The organism is Acidiphilium sp. 34-64-41 (genome assembly GCF_002282635.1).
Lineage (GTDB): Bacteria > Pseudomonadota > Alphaproteobacteria > Acetobacterales > Acetobacteraceae > Acidiphilium > Acidiphilium rubrum.
In genome coordinates, this window is sequence record NZ_NCJX01000010.1 from 92734 (window position 1) to 109189 (window position 16456).

At 65.0% G+C, this 16456-nt stretch carries 19 protein-coding genes; 12 read left to right on the forward strand and 7 right to left on the reverse strand.

Annotated elements, in window-relative coordinates:
* The first annotated feature begins 117 nt into the window (after nucleotides 1–117).
* Nucleotides 118–1368 carry an NRAMP family divalent metal transporter gene (locus tag B7X49_RS03230; protein WP_286702530.1) on the forward strand — a complete coding sequence of 417 codons (1251 nt, stop codon included), beginning with the start codon at nucleotides 118–120 and terminating at the stop codon, nucleotides 1366–1368.
* Nucleotides 1368–2120 carry an HAD-IA family hydrolase gene (locus B7X49_RS03235; protein ID WP_286702529.1) on the forward strand — a complete coding sequence of 251 codons (753 nt, stop codon included), beginning with the start codon at nucleotides 1368–1370 and terminating at the stop codon, nucleotides 2118–2120. Before B7X49_RS03230 ends, B7X49_RS03235 begins: the two co-directional genes overlap by 1 nt.
* Here the strand turns inward: B7X49_RS03235 and B7X49_RS03240 are convergent.
* Nucleotides 2104–2244 carry a hypothetical protein gene (locus tag B7X49_RS03240; protein WP_286702528.1) on the reverse strand — a complete coding sequence of 47 codons (141 nt, stop codon included), beginning with the start codon at nucleotides 2242–2244 and terminating at the stop codon, nucleotides 2104–2106. The genes B7X49_RS03235 and B7X49_RS03240 overlap by 17 nt on opposite strands.
* Before the next feature lie 95 nt (nucleotides 2245–2339).
* Nucleotides 2340–2573 (reverse strand): hypothetical protein, encoded by a 234-nt coding sequence (locus tag B7X49_RS03245; protein ID WP_286702527.1) that lies wholly within the window; start codon nucleotides 2571–2573, stop codon nucleotides 2340–2342.
* Nucleotides 2574–2639: 66 nt separating this feature from the next.
* Between B7X49_RS03245 and B7X49_RS03250 the strand changes: the two genes are divergently transcribed.
* From B7X49_RS03250 to B7X49_RS03260, 3 genes are all read left to right on the forward strand, one after another.
* Nucleotides 2640–4037, forward strand: coding sequence for a dipeptidase (locus tag B7X49_RS03250; protein WP_286702526.1), 1398 nt, complete (start codon nucleotides 2640–2642; stop codon nucleotides 4035–4037).
* Nucleotides 4038–4188: 151 nt separating this feature from the next.
* Nucleotides 4189–4782, forward strand: coding sequence for an ATP-binding cassette domain-containing protein (locus B7X49_RS03255; protein ID WP_286702525.1), 594 nt, complete (start codon nucleotides 4189–4191; stop codon nucleotides 4780–4782).
* Complete coding sequence (locus B7X49_RS03260; RefSeq protein WP_029311584.1) at nucleotides 4779–5570, forward strand: ABC transporter permease; 792 nt, start codon at nucleotides 4779–4781, stop codon at nucleotides 5568–5570. The genes B7X49_RS03255 and B7X49_RS03260 overlap by 4 nt, the downstream gene beginning before the upstream one ends.
* Before the next feature lie 60 nt (nucleotides 5571–5630).
* On the opposite strand, the gene B7X49_RS03265 is transcribed toward B7X49_RS03260, so the two are convergent.
* The 4 genes from B7X49_RS03265 to B7X49_RS03280 form a co-directional block, all read right to left on the reverse strand.
* On the reverse strand, nucleotides 5631–6215 hold the full coding sequence (locus B7X49_RS03265) for a hypothetical protein (RefSeq protein WP_286702524.1): 585 nt from the start codon (nucleotides 6213–6215) through the stop codon (nucleotides 5631–5633).
* Nucleotides 6216–6292: 77 nt separating this feature from the next.
* Nucleotides 6293–8029 (reverse strand): ABC transporter ATP-binding protein, encoded by a 1737-nt coding sequence (locus B7X49_RS03270; RefSeq protein WP_286702523.1) that lies wholly within the window; start codon nucleotides 8027–8029, stop codon nucleotides 6293–6295.
* Between the two features lie 8 nt (nucleotides 8030–8037).
* Nucleotides 8038–9507, reverse strand: coding sequence for an MFS transporter (locus tag B7X49_RS03275; RefSeq protein ID WP_286702522.1), 1470 nt, complete (start codon nucleotides 9505–9507; stop codon nucleotides 8038–8040).
* A 13-nt stretch (nucleotides 9508–9520) separates the two neighbouring features.
* On the reverse strand, nucleotides 9521–10675 hold the full coding sequence (locus tag B7X49_RS03280; protein ID WP_286702521.1) for a DUF2125 domain-containing protein: 1155 nt from the start codon (nucleotides 10673–10675) through the stop codon (nucleotides 9521–9523).
* 157 nt (nucleotides 10676–10832) lie between these two features.
* On the opposite strand from B7X49_RS03280, the gene B7X49_RS03285 reads away from it, so the two are divergent.
* Both B7X49_RS03285 and B7X49_RS03290 read left to right on the forward strand, forming a co-directional pair.
* Nucleotides 10833–11291 (forward strand): MaoC family dehydratase, encoded by a 459-nt coding sequence (locus B7X49_RS03285; protein WP_035228688.1) that lies wholly within the window; start codon nucleotides 10833–10835, stop codon nucleotides 11289–11291.
* Complete coding sequence (locus tag B7X49_RS03290; RefSeq protein ID WP_286702520.1) at nucleotides 11288–12223, forward strand: bifunctional riboflavin kinase/FAD synthetase; 936 nt, start codon at nucleotides 11288–11290, stop codon at nucleotides 12221–12223. The genes B7X49_RS03285 and B7X49_RS03290 overlap by 4 nt, the downstream gene beginning before the upstream one ends.
* 25 nt (nucleotides 12224–12248) lie before the next feature.
* On the opposite strand, the gene B7X49_RS03295 is transcribed toward B7X49_RS03290, so the two are convergent.
* Entirely contained in the window at nucleotides 12249–12488 is a 240-nt protein-coding gene (locus B7X49_RS03295; protein ID WP_286702519.1) for an SdpI family protein, read from the reverse strand.
* A 144-nt stretch (nucleotides 12489–12632) separates the two neighbouring features.
* Here B7X49_RS03295 and B7X49_RS03300 point away from each other — a divergent pair, with 144 nt between their 5' ends.
* From B7X49_RS03300 to B7X49_RS03320, 5 genes are all read left to right on the forward strand, one after another.
* Nucleotides 12633–13040, forward strand: a complete 408-nt coding sequence (locus tag B7X49_RS03300) for a hypothetical protein (RefSeq protein WP_286702518.1) — start codon at nucleotides 12633–12635, stop codon at nucleotides 13038–13040.
* Nucleotides 13041–13105: 65 nt separating this feature from the next.
* Nucleotides 13106–14251 carry an IS630 family transposase gene (locus tag B7X49_RS03305; protein ID WP_286702517.1) on the forward strand — a complete coding sequence of 382 codons (1146 nt, stop codon included), beginning with the start codon at nucleotides 13106–13108 and terminating at the stop codon, nucleotides 14249–14251.
* Nucleotides 14252–14660: 409 nt separating this feature from the next.
* A complete protein-coding gene (locus tag B7X49_RS03310) occupies nucleotides 14661–15572 on the forward strand; it encodes a hypothetical protein (RefSeq protein WP_286702516.1) in 912 nt (303 codons plus the stop codon).
* Nucleotides 15553–16107: a sensor domain-containing diguanylate cyclase gene (locus B7X49_RS03315; protein WP_286838253.1), complete on the forward strand. Its 555-nt coding sequence runs from the start codon at nucleotides 15553–15555 to the stop codon at nucleotides 16105–16107. The genes B7X49_RS03310 and B7X49_RS03315 overlap by 20 nt, the downstream gene beginning before the upstream one ends.
* Complete coding sequence (locus B7X49_RS03320; RefSeq protein WP_286702514.1) at nucleotides 16059–16301, forward strand: diguanylate cyclase domain-containing protein; 243 nt, start codon at nucleotides 16059–16061, stop codon at nucleotides 16299–16301. The genes B7X49_RS03315 and B7X49_RS03320 overlap by 49 nt, the downstream gene beginning before the upstream one ends.
* Nucleotides 16302–16456: the final 155 nt, after the last annotated feature.

Below are 16456 nucleotides of genomic sequence, written 5' to 3' on the forward strand. Positions count from 1 at the left end.
GGGGCTGAGATGCGCCATGCGGAACTTGGATGGTGCGTTGACAGGACCGGGGCCGTCCGATATCCGGAACGCGTTCAAATGAGAATAATTCTCAACCTTTGACGCCAGGAGATCGCCTTGTCGCAGACCACCACACGCCCGCAGCAACGCCGCCGGCGCCTGCCGTTTCTGGCGGTGTTCGGGCCGGGGCTGGTGGTGATGCTGGCCGATACCGAGGTCGGCAGCATCATCACGGCATCGCAATCCGGGGTCGCGTGGGGCTATCGGCTGCTGCTGCTGCAATTCATTCTGATGCCGATTTTGTACGTGGTGCAGGAATTGACGGTGCGGCTGGGGATTTTCACCGGCAAGGGCCATGGCGAGTTGATCCGCGATACGTTCGGCAAGGGTTGGGCCTGGCTTTCGGCGGCAGGGCTCGCGGTGGCGACGGTGGGGGCGCTGCTGTCGGAGTTTTCCGGCGTGGCGGGCGTGGGCGAGTTGTACGGCGTGCCGCGCGGTGTGACGCTGACGCTGGCGGTGGTGTTTCTGCTGGTGGTGGCGTTCACCGGATCGTATCGCCGGGTCGAGCGGGTGGCGATTGCGCTGGGGCTGTTCGAATTCGTGTTTTTCGGCATCGCCTTCGTCTCGCACCCGAGCCTGACCGCGATTGCGGATCAGACGTTCCGGCCGGCGCTGGGTAATGCCGGGTATATGTATCTGGTGGCCGCGAATATCGGGGCGGTGATCATGCCGTGGATGATTTTTTATCAGCAATCGGCGGTGGCCGATAAGAAACTCACGCCGGCCGATTTCAGATACGCGCGCTGGGATACCGCGATCGGGGCGGTGGTGACGCAATTGGTGATGGCGGCCGTGCTGGTGGCGACGGCGGCGACGATCGGCCGGCACGACCCGACCGCGAGCCTGAATTCGGTGGGCGATATCGCCAATGCGCTGACGCCGTTTCTGGGCGTTACGGTGGGGAAACTGGTGTTCGGGATCGGCGTGCTGGGGGCGGCGCTGGTTGCGGCGATCGTGGCATCGCTCGCGCTGGCCTGGGGGTTGGGCGAGGTCGCCGGGTATCGCCGCTCGCTCGAGGATCATCCGCTGCAGGCCAAATGGTTCTACGGGGTCTATGCGGCTTGCCTGATCATGGGGGCGGTGCTGGTCGCGGTGGTGCCGAATTTGGTTATTCTGAACATCGCGGTCGAGGTGATGAACGCGCTGCTGCTGCCGCTGGTGCTCGGGTTTCTGGTGATGCTGGGGCTTTATGCGTTGCCGGCGCATTTGAAGCTCAAGGGCTGGTATATGGCGGTGACGATTTTTCTGTCGGTGATCACCGCGTCGCTCGGGGTATATGGCGGGCTGACCGGGGCGGGGTTGTTCTGATGACGGCGTTGCGCGCGCTGATTTTCGATGTCGATGGCACGCTGGCGGAGACCGAGGAGTTGCACCGGATCTGCTTTAACGCGAGTTTTGCCGAATTCGGGCTGGATTGGGATTGGGATCAGGCGCTGTATCGCGAATTGCTGGCGGTGACCGGCGGCAAGGAGCGGATCAAATACTATATCGACGAGTTCGATGGCAGCGTGGACATTCCGCCGGCGGGGATACGCCAGATCCACGAGCGCAAGACCGCGCTCTATACCGAACGGATGGCCGAGGGCGCGCTCGGGCCGCGGCCGGGGGTGCTGCGGTTGATCGATGAGGCGCGGGCGTCCGGCGTGCTCTGTGCGATTGCGACCACGACCAGCCGGCCGAATGTCGACGCGCTGCTGCAATCGGCCTTCGCGCCGGATGCGGTGGGCTGGTTCACCGCGATTGCCGCGGGGGACGAGGTGGCGCGCAAGAAGCCGGCGCTGGATGTGTACGCGCTGGCGCTGGAACGGCTGGGGCTGGCGGCGGATGCGTGCCTGGCGATCGAGGATTCGCGTAACGGTTTGGAGTCGGCGCGGGCGGCGGGGTTGGGGTGTGTGATCACCGTGAGCCCTTACACGGATGGGCAGGATTTTTCGACCGCCCTGCGAACCGTGGCGCATCTGGGCGATTTCGAGACGCATAATCGGGCGATCGAGGGCGGCATGGTGACGCTGGCGATGCTGCGGGACTGGCATGCGGCGTGGGTCAGCCGATCAGCGTGACGAGTTCGGAATAGCGGGCGAGGATGGGATCGGCCGTGTAGAGGCGGGCCGGTTCGGTCATGGCCTGGGCGAGCAGCAGATGGTCGAACGGGTCGCGATGATGGGACGGCAGGTTCGCGACCATGGCGGCGGCGGCGGAGGCCGTGGAGGTTCATGATTGCGGCATTGCGGCGATGGCGGCGGCATCGGATGGTTCGCGGGCGCGGATGGCGAGGTCGGTCATGGGGTGGCGACGTAGTGCGGCGGGTCGATCAGGCGGGCCATGGCGTGGGAATCGCTGACCGCGACGATGTTGGCGCCGTTGACCGGTGCTGCCATGTGCTCGGTGGCGGTGGCGAGCGGCGTGTAGGGTGCGAAGACCATGGTGCCGTGGCGGACCGCGGGGCGCATCAGCAGGGCGGCGGTGGCGGGGGCGTCGTCCTTTTCATGCGCTCGCAACGTAAATCCGCTCATCCCCTGCCCTTCCCTGTTCCATGTGCCGCGACTATCTCTCATCCACCATAACCAAGGGGGTGGGCAATGAACAATTCATCGATCGAGGCGGTTCTGGCGCATATCGATGCCAATATCGATGCATCGCGGGCACGGTGGTTCGATTTGTTGCGCATCCCTTCGATCAGCGCGCAGGCGGCGCATAAGGGCGATTGCATTCGAGCGGCCGAGCATATGCGGGATCTGCTGGCGGGCATGGGGTTCGAGGCGCGGCTGGCGGAGACGGTGGGTTTGCCGGGGGTGATTGCGACGCATCATCATGCCGGGGGCAATGCGCCGCGGGTGTTGTTTTATGGGCATTACGATGTGCAGCCGGCCGACCCGATCGGGTTGTGGCATGCCGATCCGTTCGATCCGCAACTGGTGGATGGACCGGGCGGGCCGCGCGTGGTGGCGCGCGGGGCGGTGGACGACAAGGGCCAGGTGATGATGGTGCTGGAGGCGATCCGCGCGCATCTGGCGGTGAACGAGGGGTTGCCGGTCAATCTGACGGTGCTGCTCGAAGGCGAGGAGGAGTGCGGCAGTCCTTCGCTCGATGCGATGCTGGAGGCCGAGCGAGCGGCGCTGGCGGCGGATTTCGTGCTGGTGGCCGATACCAATATGTGGAACCGCGACACGCCGGCGATCACCACAAGTTTGCGCGGGCTGGCGGCGGTGGAGGTGAAGATCACCGGGCCGAACCGCGATTTGCATTCGGGGTTGTTCGGCGGGCCGGCGCTCAACCCGATCCGCGCGTTGACGCGGATTCTGGGCGATTTGTTCGATGCGACGGGGCGGATTGCGATTCCGGGATTTTATGACGGGATTGCCGAAATTCCGGCCGATGTGCAGGCATCGTGGCGGGCGACCGGGTTCGACGAGGCGGGTTGGCTCGGCGGGATCGGGTTGCAACAGGCGAGCGGTGAGCACGGGTTTTCGGTGCTGGAGCAGAATTGGGCGCGGCCGACCGCGGAGATCAACGGGATTTTCGGCGGCTATCAGGGTGATGGCACCAAGACGGTGATTCCGGCGGAGGCGGGGGCGAAGCTGACGTTCCGGCTGGTGCCGGGGCAGGACCCGGCGCGGGTGATCGATGGGTTTCGCGCGTTCGTGCAGCAGCGGTTGCTGCCGGATGCGCAGGCGCATTTTCAGGTCTATGGCGCTTCGCCGGGACTGATGGTGCCGATCGATGCGCCGTTCGTGCGGGCGGCGCGGCGGGCGCTGGCGGATGAGTTCGGCAAGGCGCCGGTGCTGGCCGGGTGTGGCGCTTCGATTCCGGTGGTGGAGGCGTTCGAGCGGCAGTTGGGGTTGCAGACGCTGCTGGTGGGATTTGGGCTGGATGATGATTGCATTCATTCGCCGAACGAGAAATTCGAGATGAATTGCTTTCATCGCGGGATGCGGGCGGAGGCGCGGATGCTGGCGGCGTTTGGGATAGCGGAGTGAGGGGGAAGGAAGGCTTCTTTTTTGTAAAAAAGAAGCAAAAAACTTTCGTTCATCTGGGCCACGGGCGTCCCCAACAGCACCGTCCCAAAGTCAAAAAGTTTTTTTGCTTCTTTTTTTACAAAAAAAGAAGTGCTTCCTATGCCTTCTCGCCATGAGACTAGCAGCCGAGGGCCTAACCGGCGCCGCCGGCGGCCCATTTGATTTTTCGCTAGGCGCCGGCGAGGCGATGGCGATTACCGGCCCGTCGGGCGCCGGGAAATCGGTATTGTTGCGGATGATTGCGGATCTGGACCCGCATGAGGGCGACGTTTCGCTCGATGGGGTGGCGCGGGCGCAAATGGCGGCGCCGGCCTGGCGGCGGCGCGTGGCGTATCTCGCGGCGGAGCCGGGGTGGTGGCATGACGAGACGGCGGCGCATTTTCCGGATCGGGCGGGGGCCGAGGCGTTGATGCCGGGGCTGGCGCTGGAGGTGAAATTGCTCGATCAGCCGGTGCATCGGCTTTCGACCGGCGAGCGGATGCGGCTGGCGTTGATCCGGATTTTGTTGAACGAGCCTGCGGTTTTGCTGCTCGATGAGCCGACCGGGGCGCTCGATCCGCACGCGACGGCGTTGGTGGAGGGGATTTTGCTGGACCGGTTGCGGGCGGGGGTTTCGGTGATGATCGTGACGCATGACATGGCGCAGGCGGGGCGGCTGGGGGCGCGGCGGTATCATTTGGCGGCGGGGGTTTTGAGTCCGGCATGAGTCCGATTTTACTGACGCCGGTCGATCTGCTGGTGGCATCGTCGCTGGTGGTGCTGGATGCGGTGGTTTCGGTCTGGCTGGGGTTGCGGCTGCACAAGCAGGTGCTGGTGGCGGCGGTGCGGTGCGCGGTGCAGCTGGTGCTGGTGGGGTATTTGTTGCGCTATGTGTTCGCGATCGACACTCCTGCCCTCACCCTGGGTCTGATTCTGGTAATGGTGGCGATTGCCGGGCGGGAGGTGGCGGCGCGGCCGGAGCGGCGGTTGGTGCGGTATGGCAACCAGATTGCCGGGCTTTCGGCGGTGGCGCTGGCGACGTTTGTGACGGCGACTTTTGCGCTGGCGACGGCGCTGCGGCCGCACCCGTGGTATGCGGCGCGGTATGCGATTCCGCTGGCCGGGATCATGCTGGGCAATGCGTTGAATGCGGCTTCGTTATCGCTGGATGCGCTGCTTTCGGGGGTGATGCGCGAGCGATCCGCGATCGAGGCGCAACTGGCGCTGGGGGTGCGGTTTGGCGAGGCCACGAAACCGTTGATCCGGGCGGCAGTGCGGCGGGGGATTCTGCCGATCATCAATGTGATGTCGGCGGCGGGGATCGTGACGTTGCCGGGGATCATGACCGGGCAGATTCTGGCGGGGTTGTCGCCGATCGAGGCGGTGAAATATCAGATCCTGTTGATGTTTCTGCTGGCGGGGGCGACGGGGATTGCTGCGGTGGGGGCTGCGTATTTCGCGATGGCGCGGTTGACGGATGGGCGGGAGCGGTTGCGGGTGGATCGGCTGGTTTAGAGCGATCGGGTCATATTTTGTTGCGATATCGTAACAATATAGGCGTGCGGAAATGTGGGGTCAGGCGGGTCGAAATTTGCAATCATCGGGTGGATTTGGGGCGTCGTCGTGGCTGGGTTCTGGCGCGCCGAAGATGATGTGGCGGCGGGAATCGGCGATCGGCGGCAGGTTGGGCGCGAACGGCGGTTCGGTGGGGAGGTCGATGCCCATGGCGTTGTAGAGCGGGGTCAGGATGCGGACGAGTCTGGGGTTGGCGGCTAGAAAGCCGGCGAATTCGGGGTCGGACAGCAGGTGTTGCAGGCTGAAGCGGGCGAAGCCGGTTTCGGGGAGCAGGCGGTAGAGCCAGGATTCGCGGCACGGCAGGGTGAGGCGTTTGCGGCGCGGCTTGGACGGTGGCTCGGTTTCTGGTGCGGTTTCGGGTGTGACTGCGGGTTTGGTGATCGGGCGGGGTTTGCGGGGTGGGACGGGGCCGCGCGCTAACGCTGCGAGGAAGCGGGCGGTGAGGTTGCGCAGGCGGGTCCAGATCAAATGGACCATCGGGGCGGGGATGTAGGCGGCGCGGCCTTTTTCGGCGACGACCGTGCAGAGCGCGTCCATGATGACGGCGAAGCATTCGATCGTGAAAGGGGCGCGGGTTTCTGACACGCCGGCACCTTAGGCCGGGTGGGTGGGGGTGCGAAAGCGTTTTGTTAGAGTTTTTGTTAGGGGTTGGATGACGGTGATCAGGCGAGCGCCTGCGCGCGCACCAGCCGTGCGAAAGCCCCGTCTTCGGCGAGGAGGTCTTCATGCGTGCCGCATTCCAGCACGCCGCCATCCGCCATTACCACGATCAGGTCGGCATCGCGCACCGTGGCCAGGCGATGCGCGACCACGATGGTGGTGCGGCCCCGGCGGAGCCGCGCGAGGGCTTGCTGCACGGCGGCTTCGCTTTCGGCATCGAGCGCGCTGGTCGCTTCATCGAGCAGCAGGATGCGCGGGTCGCGCAGCAGGGCGCGTGCCAGCGCCACCCGCTGGCGCTGGCCGCCGGACAGGCGTTGGCCGTTGACGCCGACGCGGGTTTCGAAGCCGTCCGGCAGTGCCGCGATGAATTGCGCCGCCGCCGCGTTGGCCGCTGCCTCGATTTCCGCCATCGTCGCGTCCGGCCGGCCCATGCCGATGTTGGCGGCCACGGTATCGTCGAACAGTAACGAATCCTGGCCGACATAGGCCAGCGCGCGGCGCAGGCTGGCGAGCGAGACCTGGCCGATATCCGCGCCGTCGATCAGGATGCTGCCGCGATCGAGGTCGTAGAGGCGGGGGATCAGGGCCAGCGCGGTCGATTTGCCGGCGCCCGAGGCACCGACCAGGGCGAGGGTTCGGCCTGGTTCGGCGATGAACGACAGATCGCGCAGACCGGGCCGGCCATCCGGATAGGCGAAGCCGACGTGGCGAAACTCGAGCCTGCCGGGGCCGGGCGGCAGAGGTGGCGCACCGGGGGGTTCGTGCGCGGCATCCGGTTCGTCGATCACGCGGTAGACGCGCTCCAGCCCGGCCATGCCCTCCTGCACCGCCGCGTTCATGGTGCCGAGCGCGCGCAGCGGGCGGGATGCGATGAGCAAGGCGGCGACGAAGCCGGTGAAATTGCCGATGCCGGACGCGCCGGCGGCGTGGCGCCAGCCGGCAAAGCCGATCACCAGCGCGATGGCGAGGCCGCCCAGCACTTCCAGCATCGGGTCGAGTGCGGCGCGGCCGCGGATCATGCGCATCAGGGCGCGGTACAATTGGTCGAACGCGCGCTCGGCGCGGCGGCGCTCTTGCGCTTCCAGCCCGTAGGCGCGCACGGTGCGGGCCTGGGCGAAGCTTTCGTTCAGCATCGAGGCGGCTTCGCCCATGCGCTCCTGCATGCCGCCGGAGGCGCGGCGGATGCGCCGGCCGATCCGCTGGATCGGCAGGCCGGCCAGCGGGTAGAGCACGGCGGCGATCAGGCTCAGGGACCAGTCGATCCAGATCATGGTGGCGATCAGACCGACCAGGGTGAACGCATCGGCGATGCCGTTGACCGCGCGGTTCATCGCCTCGCGGATCACCGTGGCATCGGTGGTGAAGCGCGCCGCGAGGGCCGCGGGGGGTTCGCGATCGACGCGGGCGAGCTCGGCATCGGTCAGGTGGGCGAACATCGAGCCTTGCAGGCGGCGGATGGTGCCGAGCACGACCTGCTGGGTCAGCAGCGTCTGCGCATATTGCGCGAGCGCCTTGATGACCGTGACGGTGAACACGATGACCGGCACTTGATACAGGATGCGGGGATCGCGCTTGGCGAACATGGTGAAGGCGCGGTCGATCAGCGCGGGATAGAGGGCGGTGGTGCCGGACATGATCAGCGTTGCCACCACGATGAGGGCGACGCGGCCGCGATAATGGCGGATATGGTCGCGCCAGAGCCGGCGGACCAATCCCATGCTTCCCAGAGGTTCGATCATCGGCGCTCCTACTGGCGCGGGCCTGACGGCAGGTCAATGTGCGGCGCCGGTGCGGCGTGGTGGCCGCTGACATCGTCGCCCGCTTCGGCGGCGAGGCGCGCGCAGATCGGCACCGAGATCAGGCCGATCGCGCTGATGATGATGAAGGCCCAGGAATAATCGGCGATGCTGGGGGCTGCGTGGCCGGACAGGGCGGTGGCGACCTCGAGCGAGCCCGCCGCGATCGAGATGCCGAGGGTGATGGTGATCTGCTGGAAGGTTGCGTAAAAACTGGTCGCCGCACTCATGCGGCTGCGCGGCACGTCGGCGTAGGCGATGGTGTTGAAGGCGGTGAATTGCAGCGAGCGGAACACGCCGCCGATCAGCAGCACGGCATCGAGGGCGAGGACCGGCCATGACGGGCGGAATGCGGCACAGGCGGCGGTGAAGGCGACCGAGAGCAGGCCGAAGCCGACCATGGAGATCCGAAAGCCGAAGCGGCGCAAAATGGGCTGGGCGAGCGGCTTCATTGCCAGCGCGCCGATGGCCGCCGCGAAGGTGACGGTGCCGCTTTTGGCGGCCGATTCGCCGAAGCCGAGTTGCAGCATGAGCGGCAGCAGAAACGGCATGGCGCCGGCCAGCACGCGGAAGAAACTGCCGGCGATGGTGGAATTGGCGAAGGTGTCGATCTTCATCAGGGTGAGATCGAGCACCGGATGTTCGTGGTGCTGCGCGTGGCGCCAGTAGGCCCAGCCGGACGCGCCGCCGATCACGAAGCAGGCGAGGCTCCATGGCACCGCGATGATGCCGCGGCCGATGGTTTCGATGCCGGCCATCACCAGTGCCATCGCGAGGCCGGACAGGATCAGGCCGATGATATCGAGCCGTCCCGCGTGTTCGCTGTCGCGCACTTCGCGGATGAACAGGCTGACGGCAATGATGCCGATCAGCCCGATCGGGACGTTGATGTCGAAGGTCCAGCGCCAGGAGACATAGGTGACGATGAAGCCGCCGAGCGGCGGGCCGATGATCGGGCCGATCAGCGCGGGCATGGTGAGCCAGGAGGTTGCGGCGAGCATGTCGCGCCGGCGGACCGATTTCAGCAGCAGCAGCCGGCCGACCGGCACCATCATCGAGCCGCCGACGCCCTGGAGGATGCGGGCGGCGATGAGTTCGCCGAGGCTGTGGGCGAGGCCGCACAGGACCGAGCCGATCGTGAAGATCAGGATCGCGGCGCGGAACACCGTGCGGCTGCCGAAACGGTCGGCGAACCAGCCGGAGGCGGGGATGAACACCGCGAGCGAAAGCAGATAGGAGGTGAGTGCCAGGCTCATGTGCAGCGGGTCGGCGTGGAAGCTTTTCGCCATGGCCGGCAGCGCGGTGGCGACGATGGTGCTGTCGAGATTCTGCATGAACAGCGCGGTTGCGACGATGACCGCGGTGATCCGCATCTGCCGCGTCGTCAGTGCGGAACGGTCGTCGTCCTCGTCATCGATCATCGGCGGCTGTGGGTCACTTGGTCGGTGTTGCCGCCGGCGCCGGCCAGACCAGCGGCGGCACATTGGCGGCTTTTTTGCCGTTGGCGGTCAGTACGCCGCCGGCGAGGGCGAAATTCACGGTCAGGCGCTGGGCATCCGACGGCGCCTTGCTCATGTAGGGGGCGGTCTGGGCGGAGAGCGCGCTGATCATGCCCACCGCTGCCGGATAGGCGTTGGCGATGTCGCCGAGGAAGGCGCCCACGCCATCGGCCACCAGAATCGCCTTGCCGGCGGGCTGCACGGTGGTATCGAAGCCGAAACTGCCGTGGGTGTGGGCCTTGAGGGGACCGAGATCGACCGCGAGGGTGAAATCACCGTGGCCGCCGCCTTTGGCCCAGTCGTGCACCGCGGGGCCGAGTTGCTGCCAGGCGGCGATGGCGGCGTCCGGGTTGGTCGTCACGCCGGCGGACTGGGGGGTCAGCACCGATTGCGTGAACGGCGGCAGTTGCGGGCCTGAAAAATCGGCGTCCAGTTGCAGGGAGGCCAGTTTGCCATCGAACGGCAGGTGCGCGAGGGTGACGAAAATCGGCGACAAAGCAAGGCCGGTCAGGGTTTCATGCACGGTGAACGCGGTATCGCTGCGCCCGGCGGCGGGGTTGCGCGTGAAGTCGGTATGGAGGGACGCGAGGCTGATCAGGGTGAAATTGGTGTCGGCGCTGTCGATCCGCATGCCGGTGAAATTCAGCGTGCCCGACCGCAGCGGGTCCGGCGCGTGGTCGAGCAGGGCGTTCGGGTCGAAGTGATATTGATCGTTGATGGTGGTGAATTGCAGCGTGAAGGCCGGGCCTTGCGACATCGCGACGTGCCAGGCGAGCGGGAGGCCGATGTCGAGCGTGAAGGGTGATGTGATTTTCGCGCGCATCACGAAACTGGGCAGGGTGATTTTCGGCGTGGGCAGGCCGCGATCGGGTGGGCTCAGGGTGAGATCGGTGACGGAATAGGTCGCCGCCAGCGGTGAGGACCCGCGCGCGGTGGCGCCGTGGCTCACGGTCCAGCCCGCCTGGCGCAACATGTGCTCCTGCGCGCGAAACGCCATCGCCATCCGCCCCTGGACGTACCACCAGGCACCGACATAGGCGATCGCGAGGACGACGATCAGCAGAACCAGGAACCGCAACACACCGCGCATCAATCATCCTTTCGGGGCCAGACCGGCCGCGCCACCATACCCATCGCGGCCCGGCTTGGCCAATGACCGGGGTAGGCGGCGGCCGAGACTTGACCCAAACGGGCGATCCGGGGCCATGTGCCACCGCCCGACCCATTCCGGCACACTGGAGTTGCCCATGCCATCCTGCGTTCCCTTCGAACAGTTACAAATCGGCCAGACCGCCTCGCTCGGCAAGACCATCACCGAGGCCGATATTCTGCTGTTCTCCGCCGTTTCGATGGATACCAACCCGGTGCATCTGAACGAGGAGCTTGCGGCGGAAACTCTGTTCAAGGGCCGCGTCGCGCATGGGATGCTGTGCGGCAGCCTGATTTCGGCCGTGCTCGGCACCGTGCTGCCCGGGCTTGGCACGATTTATCTCACCCAGTCGATGCGGTTTCGCGCGCCGGTGCGGATTGGCGATACGGTGACCGCCGTTGTTGAAGTCGCGGCGCTCGACCATGAGCGGAAACGCGCGACCATGCGCACGCGCTGCCTGGTGCGCGGCAAAGTGGTGATCGAGGGCGAGGCGGTGGTGATTCCGCCCGGCGAAGCGGTGGTTGCGGTCGCTGAAACCCCGCGCGCCGCCGAATGATCCGCATCGTTCGCGACTGGCGCGCGGTTCCGGGCGAGGCGCGGGGTGCCTCGGTCGCGCTGGGGAATTTCGATGGCGTGCACCGTGGGCATATCAAGGTGTTGCAGGCGGCGCATGCGGCGCGGCCGGATGCGCCGCGCGCGGTGCTGAGCTTTGCGCCGCACCCGCGCGAGTTTTTTCGCCCGGACGATCCGCCGTTCCGCCTGACGCTGGAAGCCGAACGCGCCGCCGCGCTGCAGGCCCAGGGCGTCGATATTCTGTATGAGTTGAGGTTCGACCGCGCGTTTGCGATGAGTCCGGCGACCGATTTCATTGGTGATATCCTGCACCGCGGCATCGGCGCCTGCCACCTCGCCTGCGGTGCGGATTTCGCGTTTGGCCACCGGCGTGGCGGTGATGTGGCGCTGCTGCGGACCGAGGCCGAGGCGCTGGGCATCGGGCTTTCCATTGTGCCGCATCTCGATGATGCGGAAGGGCCGATTTCCTCGACGCGCATCCGCCGCCTGCTGCAGGATGGCTACCCCGAGCGCGCGGCCGCCCTGCTTGGCCGGCCGCACACGATTCGCGGCATCGTTGCGCATGGCGATGCGCGGGGCCGCACGATCGGTTTTCCCACCGCGAATATCGCCCTCGGCCGCCACCTTGAGCCGGCGCGCGGTGTTTACGCGGTTACCGCGACGCTGCCGGATGGGCGCGTGGTGCGCGGGGTCGCCAATATCGGCCGGCGCCCCACGGTTGCGGAAGGGGCAATCGCGCGGCTGGAGGCGCATCTGTTCGATTTCGACGGCGACCTGTATGGGCAGGATCTGGCGGTGTCGCTGCACCATTTCATTCGCGATGAACGTAAGTTCGAGAGTTTTGCCGCGCTGCAGGCGCAGATCGTGCGGGATGCGGAGGAAGCGAAGGACAGATTAAGGGCTGCTTTTTTGTAAAAAAGAAGCAAAAAACTTTTATTTTTTAGAGGGTTGTTGCGTAGAGCAGACTTGCCAGGGCGGCGGCTGCTAGGGGCGTCAGGGCGAGGCAGAGGCCGAAACCGGGCCAGGTGAACCATTGGTCGGGGGATAGTTCGGCCACGATGACACTGACCAGGGCCGCGAGCGTCAACGCGCGGCCGGCAAAGGCGTTGACCTGATACCAGAGCCCTTCATCCGCCATGCTCCGGCTGGTCCGCAGGCCATAAAACGGATTGGGCGGCACGAGCCGCAGGATCAGCGGCGCCGACAGCGCGACGATGACTAGTACTGCGATTCGGAATTATTGATCGAAACTGTGTGCCGGCGGAGCGGGTGACAGCGTCGAGGAGGATCGGGTAAAAGAACGGGGTAAATTCTCGGAACGGCGGTGGCGAAGCGGGTCTGGATGTATGTCGGCGGGCGGGCGGGTAACAAACCGTCGCCCGCGGAGAAGGCAGCGATCACGGCAGCCTGCGAGAGGCTGATTGCTGGGCAACTGCGGCCGCGCTTTCTCCCTGAGATTTGCCCCTCGACCATGTTCAACTACCCGGTCGCCATCGAGGGCAAATGGCTCGGCAACAAATACCGGTTCTTTACGCGCTACCGCTCGGACGATCCAGCGTCGCTGAAGACCGAATTCGACGCCCCCTTCGCCCGCCTGGACTATGCCCGCCGGGATTGCTTCGATCTTATGTGGCACCGCCACACCGGCGAATGGCATTGCGTGGGCGAGCGCCTGTCGTTGATGGAAGCGTTGGATCGGATCGCAAGCGAGTCGTATTTCCAACCCTGTTGACCTGACCATAGGCGTTGCGCCAAGCAACCGGCAGTTGGTTGCTCAATCAATCCGGGAGACCTCGCATGCCGCGCAAAGCCGCCACATTGGTGCTGTGCCTGACCGAAGAAACCCGCACCAGATTGAGTGAGCTCGCCCGCTCGCGCACCGCCCCGGCCCACCATGTCGAACGCTCGGCCGTCATCCTGCACCTGGCGGATCAGAACGATGTCAACGAGGTCGCTGCCAAGCTGGGCATCGATCGCCAGCGCGTCACCCGCTGCCTGCGCCGGGTCATTGCGGTGGGACCGCTCGAGGCGCTCGACGACCTACCCCGTTCGGGACGACGGCCGGATATCACCGAAGCAGCACGCACCTGGCTGATCGGCGAGGCCTGCGTCAAAGCCAAAGAGCGCGGCTATCCGCATGAGTTATGGACGTTACGCCTGTTGGCGGTGCACGCCCGCGAACACGGGCCGGCCGCCGGTCATGCCTGCCTCGCCGCACTCGCACCCAGCACAGTGCATGACGTGCTGAACAGCCAGCCGGTCAAGCCGCACAAGATGCGCTATTATCTGCAACGACGCGACCCGAACTTCGAAATGCGTAAGGCCGAGGTGCTGGAAGTCTATGCCGCGGACGAGATGCTGCGAGAGATACCTGAAGCCGACCGCCCGGTTGCCGTGCTCTCGTATGATGAGAAGCCCGGAATTCAGGCGATCGCGACGACGGCACCCGATCTGCCGCCCAAACCGGGCAAGTATGCCACGATGCACCGCGACCACGAGTACAAGCGGCTTGGTACGGTTACATTATCTGCGGCGGTCGATCTGGTGAGCGGCTTCGTGCATCATGTGGTCACCGAACGGCATCGCTCGCGCGAGTTCATTGCCTTCCTCGAGCGGCTTGATGCGCATTACCCTGCGGGGATGCTGATCTGTCTGCTGCTCGACAACCACTCCGCACATTGCTCACGTGAAACCAAGCGCTTCCTTGCCAGCAAGCCGGGCCGGTTCGAGCTGGTGTTCACCCCGACCCACGCGTCGTGGCTCAACTATGTTGAGATCTTCTTCTCCAAGGTGGCCCGATCCGTCCTGCGGCGCATTCGCGTCGCCAGCAAGGTGGAGCTGGTCGAGCGAATCCGCCGCTATATCGAGATGTGCAACGCCGCGCCGACGCTCCCGCGCTGGCGTTACGGCACCAATACCGAACCCAAGGCACTAGCAGCATGATTCGAGTCGCTAATTCGCGAACGCAGTACTAGCGATAGGAAGACGATACCCACGCGATCCATCACACCAGCACTCCGGTTTCGATCTGCGCTGTCTGAGTAACCCGACCACTCAGGAAATCAAACTGGATCGGGTCACTGCTCCGCGAGATCGGGCGGGGTATGGCTGCGCCGCCGGATGGTCACGCCGCCCGACCAGGTTTGGCAGGTCAACACTAACGAATCGTATGCGTCATGCGCCCATGTCTGGAGTGCAAAAGAGCAGGAGGAACCAAATAGCGGATAATTCTGTTTTTTTACGCCCAGCGTCAATGAAACGCACGATTGGGCCGGCTTATCTTGAAGAATCGTTGCGCTGCGAAACGGATTTGTTAAGGTTTTGCTGTTAGCTATCGCCAGCGTGTTTCGGCGTGACAATCAGGTCTGCCGCAGCCATGGAGATTGCCTCGTTGACGCGGAAACCTGGCGCCGCAGTCGCCATCATTCCTGGCACGGCGCTCGCTGGTACGTCCGAGTTGCCCTGGCGGTCGCTGCCGGGGCTCGATCAGCTTCTGGTCGCGCCGTTGGACCCGATCGGGTTCATGGAAATCCTGCTCGATATGCTGATGACGATTCCCGGGATCGATGCCGCCTGGATCGGCCACCCGAACGATGATGGGCGCCTCGTGCCGGAGGTGGTGCGTGGCCTGAACGCAGGCGTGGTCAGCGATGTGGCACGAATGATCGATCTGCACGAGCAAAGCCGGCGCCTCGATCCGGTCGCCCGCGCATGGCATAGCGGCAATGCCGAGCTATCGGGCGACGGCGTCGCGGATGGCGCGTTGGACCTGTGGCGAGAGGATCGGCTCCGTCTGGGCTTGCGGGTCAGCGCATCGATTCCATTGACCGGGGTGAGCGGGGTTCAACGCTTTCTCAATCTCTACTCCGGCGAACCGGCGCTTTTTCTCGAGAACTGGCCGGTTGCCGTGTTGAACGAATTCGGCCGGCTGATCGGCACCGCGATCGAGAATCGCCTGAACCACCGAGCGTTGCTGCGCGCGAACCGACGGCTCGATACATTGCTGGTCGGCGTCGAAACCCTGCTCGATCCGACCAGCGAAGCCTTGGTCCTCCGTAATATCTGCAAGCGGTTGAGCGCGACCGATCTGTTCAGTTGCGCCGCGATCGGACAGGTGGATCAACATGGTATGTTCGGTTACGCGATCGCCCACGGCAAGGCTGCGGCGAACGCGCCGACTGCGCCAACCGCTCGATCAACACGAGAGCCAGCAACTGCTTGGTGTTTCGGCATGGAAAACCCTTGTGTTGCAGACGGTCGATGATTACGCGTCGCTGGCCCGGCTGAAACCATGGCGCGCGTTCGCGCTGCGCGGCGGCTGGCAGTCCGCCGCCGCTGCGCCGATCCGCCGCGCCGGGGAGCTGTTTGCCGTCCTGTTCCTGGTCTCCGGGGATAACGCGGTGAGCGATGGCGACACTAGGCGGATGATCAGTCAGCTTGCGAACAATATGGGCCGTGCGCTTGACGAGATCGATCTGAAGGCGGCGCTGCGGGCCAAGCGCGAGCACCAGAGCATGATCGCGCGGCACGACAAGCTGACCAACCTGCCCAATCGACGTGCCTTCGAGGAGACCCTGCCGTTATCGTTGGCGCATGCCAGCCGCCACGCCATGGTGCTCGGTATCGGCATGCTCGATCTGGATAACTTCAAACAGATCAACGAGCGCTTTGGCCATGCCGGCGGCGACACGGTGTTGCGCACACTTGCCCGCCGGCTGCGCGGTGCGTTGCGTTGCGGGACAGCGATTTCGTGGCGCGGTTTGGCGGGGATGAATTCGCCCCGATCATCGATGATCTGAATTCCATCGAGCGCCTCGATGGATTTTGTGATCGGCTGGCAGCTATCATCGCCCAGCCAATCGAACTCGATCATGGTGAGCCAGTCGTGGTCACGGCAAGCCTCGGTTTCACGTTCTATCCGACCGATCCCGAACCACCCGAAGCGCTAATCCGCCACGCCGATATCGCGCTCTACGCCAGCAAAGAATCGTAGAATCCGATTCGGACAGAAACGCAAGCCCCTATTGCGCCGTCCTATCGATCACCCGCTAATACCAACCGGCTAAACGGTTGACTCGCGGGGGATTCTCAAATTTTTGTGGCTGTGTTTGAATGATTTCTGTCGATTCGCGAGGACGGAGGGATCAT